Source organism: Mesorhizobium sp. M7A.F.Ca.US.002.01.1.1, assembly GCF_004022955.1.
GTDB classification, from domain to species: Bacteria; Pseudomonadota; Alphaproteobacteria; order Rhizobiales; family Rhizobiaceae; genus Mesorhizobium; species Mesorhizobium ciceri.
The window spans coordinates 1-2,786 of sequence record NZ_RZQE01000625.1 but is presented as its reverse complement, the minus strand read 5'-3'; the positions used below and the strand labels follow the sequence as shown (position 1 = coordinate 2,786).

Sequence of the window (2,786 nt, the reverse complement as noted above, 5' to 3'; positions counted from 1 at the left end):
GAATCAGGGTGGTTCTCATTTTCAACTCTCCAAGGAATTAAGATGCCCTTCGGTCAATAAACATCGTTTGCGCGCTTTGGTTCCTGAAGGTCAGCACGCAGTCATCGCGATCCATTCTCGGGTAAGGCCGCCTTATCAGCTCTTGTCAGCGCCTCGGTGCGCGATAATTTTTGTGGGGAAGGGACTTCAATCAAAAGGAGCCGACGATGGAACACCAAACTCTAAGCCAACTGCAGACAATTACGGAAGTAGAACCCCTGTCGACATACCCGATCATGACCCGCCAACAGCGCATCGAGCGCTGGGCTGAGTTGCTGGAACAACATCCCGAGCGACGCCTGAGAGCGCTTACCGGCACTGAGTATCTGAAGCGGGAAGCTCGCGACGCAGCGCGCGGCGAGGGCTCGCCGATTACAGTGGCTTTCGAGGACCCGCTACTGCGTGCGTTGGGCCTGAAGGATGACACCTATGGGGAAGCAAAACGCTTCTTCGAACTGTCTGACGGGGAATTGCATGGCATCGTCTGCAGTTGCCATGTCGGAACCATGTTCAGAGGGCAGTGGGCTGCCGCTAGAGTCCGTCGGTCAATCGGAGGGAACAGGTTTCTTAAGTGGGTTAGAGAGAGAATGTGGCACTGAGGTCGCCAAGGACGGCGATTGAAGCTCGTTCCGAGATGAACGACTGGCGCGCCAGCGCTCCGCCGTGGTGACGACGGGGCCGACGCCTGTCCCAAGGTAGTGACGGCTGTGCAGACGGGTGGCGCGCTCCTCGGTCCCGCTTTACTGCAGTCCAGGCAAGGCTGCATACGCCTGGGGCGGGATTCTGGATTCTTCTTTGCGGCTAGCATCACCACGTGACGACGTCGTTCGTTCGGCCATCTGCTGCGCTAACCTCGGCGGCGCCTGGCCTGAATGGCAGCAAAAGTCACTGGGCGAAAATCCCAGGCGTCGACCCCGACATCGTGCTGGCGCGTCATTGGCTTCAGCCGGCCATGAGAATGGCCGTGCAGGTTTATTGATTTCTTGCCGATCTGGTTCCAGGTGCGGAACGGGTAGTGGCAAAGAACCAGGAAACTGCCCTCGACAGTTAGCTCCTTGTAGTGTTGCACGCTAGCCCAAGCCGAAGCGCCGAGCGTTACCACGCCGTCGTTGTTGCCGATGATCAGGTGCTTGGTGCCGTGGAGACGGGACAGCAGCGAAGACACTGTCTCGGCAGATCCCTTGGCGAAGTCGCCGAGGTGCCAAACCTCGTCGCTTGGAGCAACAGTCTCGTTCCAAAGTTCAATCAGTGCTTGGTCATGCCCCGCCAATGAACTGAAGGGGCGGGGGGCAAGCCGCAGAATACGGGGATCGTTGAAATGCGTGTCGGAGGTGAAGAAGATCATGCGCCGCCGCTGGCTGAGACGAGCGATCGACGATCGCTTCTAAGTTCGGTTGCCGGAGCTCCTTTTGGGTCCATCATCGATCCTGATTTGGGCTTCCCTGAGCATCTTGAGTGCCTCCTCCTTGGTGAGGCCGCACTTGCGCGCAAAGTAGAGCGCTTCGATCGCCTGTTCACGATCCGCCGTGGCTTCTGAGGGCTGTTTGGGCTTCTTACCCATCGTTCCCAATCACTTTTTGATGCCACCGAACCATCACCGTGGCGGGATGTTCCCCCTCGGATCTGCTAATCTGCTGAGCGCCGCCGCCTGATGTCGTTCCTGGGTTTGTATAAATTCCATGCCGGCGTGGGGAGGGATCGGCGGTGCGTTTTTTGGGTGAGCCAGTCTGAGGCGCTTCTAAGGGCCACGCCACCGAGCCGGCGGGCGAAGCATTGTCGTTGGTTCAAAGATCCGTTCTGGTCCGCCCTCGCTCAAAAACCGGAACGTCTTCATCATCTCCTTCGCTTAATCCCGTGGGGATGTCTTCCGCGAAGCTGCGGGTCATCTCTTCGGTCTCGCTCAACCCGTCGACCGTTTCATTTGCGCCGGCTCCCTCGTCGTGACGGCCCGTGATCTCGCTTCGAGGCTGCGCGCCGATCGGCTGTTCGATGTCGTGGGACCCCAAAACGCCCGGTCCCGCACCGTGTCTATCCTCGTGGCCGGCGATGCTCTCGAGTACGGCAGCATCCTCCTCGGGGATGGGTTTGTCATTGGCAAAGTCGCTCTTTTGCTTCCGGGTTGTTATCGGCATGTTGTGAACTCCTACGCAGTGAATCGCACAACGTACGACTACGGCCGAAGTTGCGAGGCGGCCGCTTTGATTTTAAGGAACCCCGACTTCGGGCAAGCGGTCGCAAAAATGGAGACAGCGGCGCACGTGCTGAAATGGAACAATCAAGCGCGCAAGTTGGCACGATGGCGGGATTTTGAACGAAGCACTCCTCTCCTCGCTATCGACTCCAGTCGGGTAAGGCCTGCTCCGAGCCACGGTTCTTGCACGGCGCTTTGCAAAAGGCGCCAATCGAGGCCGAACGAACTGCGCTCGGATGCTTTACAGCCGCCAACAGGCTGCGCGGTCGCGTCGTTTTTCGCCGCTTAATGGCACAGCGATGGCGAAGGTGGCGGACGAGCCTTAAGCACCAGCTTACGAGTATGCGTGCCTCGCTGGCGAGCTTGCCCACATTCGCGCGGCGCGAACTAGAGACGCTGCCGCGATACGTGCGGGCAGCAGATAGCCTGACACACAGGAAGCGGCCTGCGAATGTGATGAAGCAGCCCACGTTAGGCGCGAGTTGGGCGCAGTCACTCAGCAGCTGCCGGTGTGATCATCACCGGCGAAGCCTGTCCGCGAGACGGAGCCCAAGGG

General features: G+C 59.2%; 3 protein-coding genes. 1 reads left to right on the top strand and 2 read right to left on the bottom strand.

Annotated features, from left to right (window positions below; translation table 11 throughout):
- Nucleotides 1–206: 206 nt before the first annotated feature.
- The gene (locus tag EN932_RS33110; RefSeq protein WP_128369402.1) at nt 207–638 is read left to right on the top strand and encodes a hypothetical protein; all 432 of its coding nucleotides are present in this window, start codon (nt 207–209) and stop codon (nt 636–638) included.
- 248 nt (nt 639–886) lie between these two features.
- Here the strand turns inward: EN932_RS33110 and EN932_RS33105 are convergent, their stop codons facing one another.
- Together EN932_RS33105 and EN932_RS33095 are read right to left on the bottom strand one after the other, a co-directional pair.
- A complete protein-coding gene (locus EN932_RS33105) occupies nt 887–1,384 on the bottom strand; it encodes a metallophosphoesterase family protein (RefSeq protein WP_127368948.1) in 498 nt (165 codons plus the stop codon).
- A gap of 439 nt (nt 1,385–1,823) precedes the next feature.
- Entirely contained in the window at nt 1,824–2,171 is a 348-nt protein-coding gene (locus EN932_RS33095) for a hypothetical protein (RefSeq protein ID WP_063170798.1), read from the bottom strand.
- Between the last annotated feature and the right edge of the window lie 615 nt (nt 2,172–2,786).

Excerpts from the sequence above, each read along its gene's own strand:
- EN932_RS33095 (WP_063170798.1), bottom strand. The coding sequence starts at position 2,171 with ATGCCGATAACAACCCGGAAGCAAAAGAGCGACTTTGCCAATGACAAA.
- EN932_RS33110 (WP_128369402.1), top strand. The coding sequence starts at position 207 with ATGGAACACCAAACTCTAAGCCAACTGCAGACAATTACGGAAGTAGAA.
- EN932_RS33105 (WP_127368948.1), bottom strand. The coding sequence starts at position 1,384 with ATGATCTTCTTCACCTCCGACACGCATTTCAACGATCCCCGTATTCTG.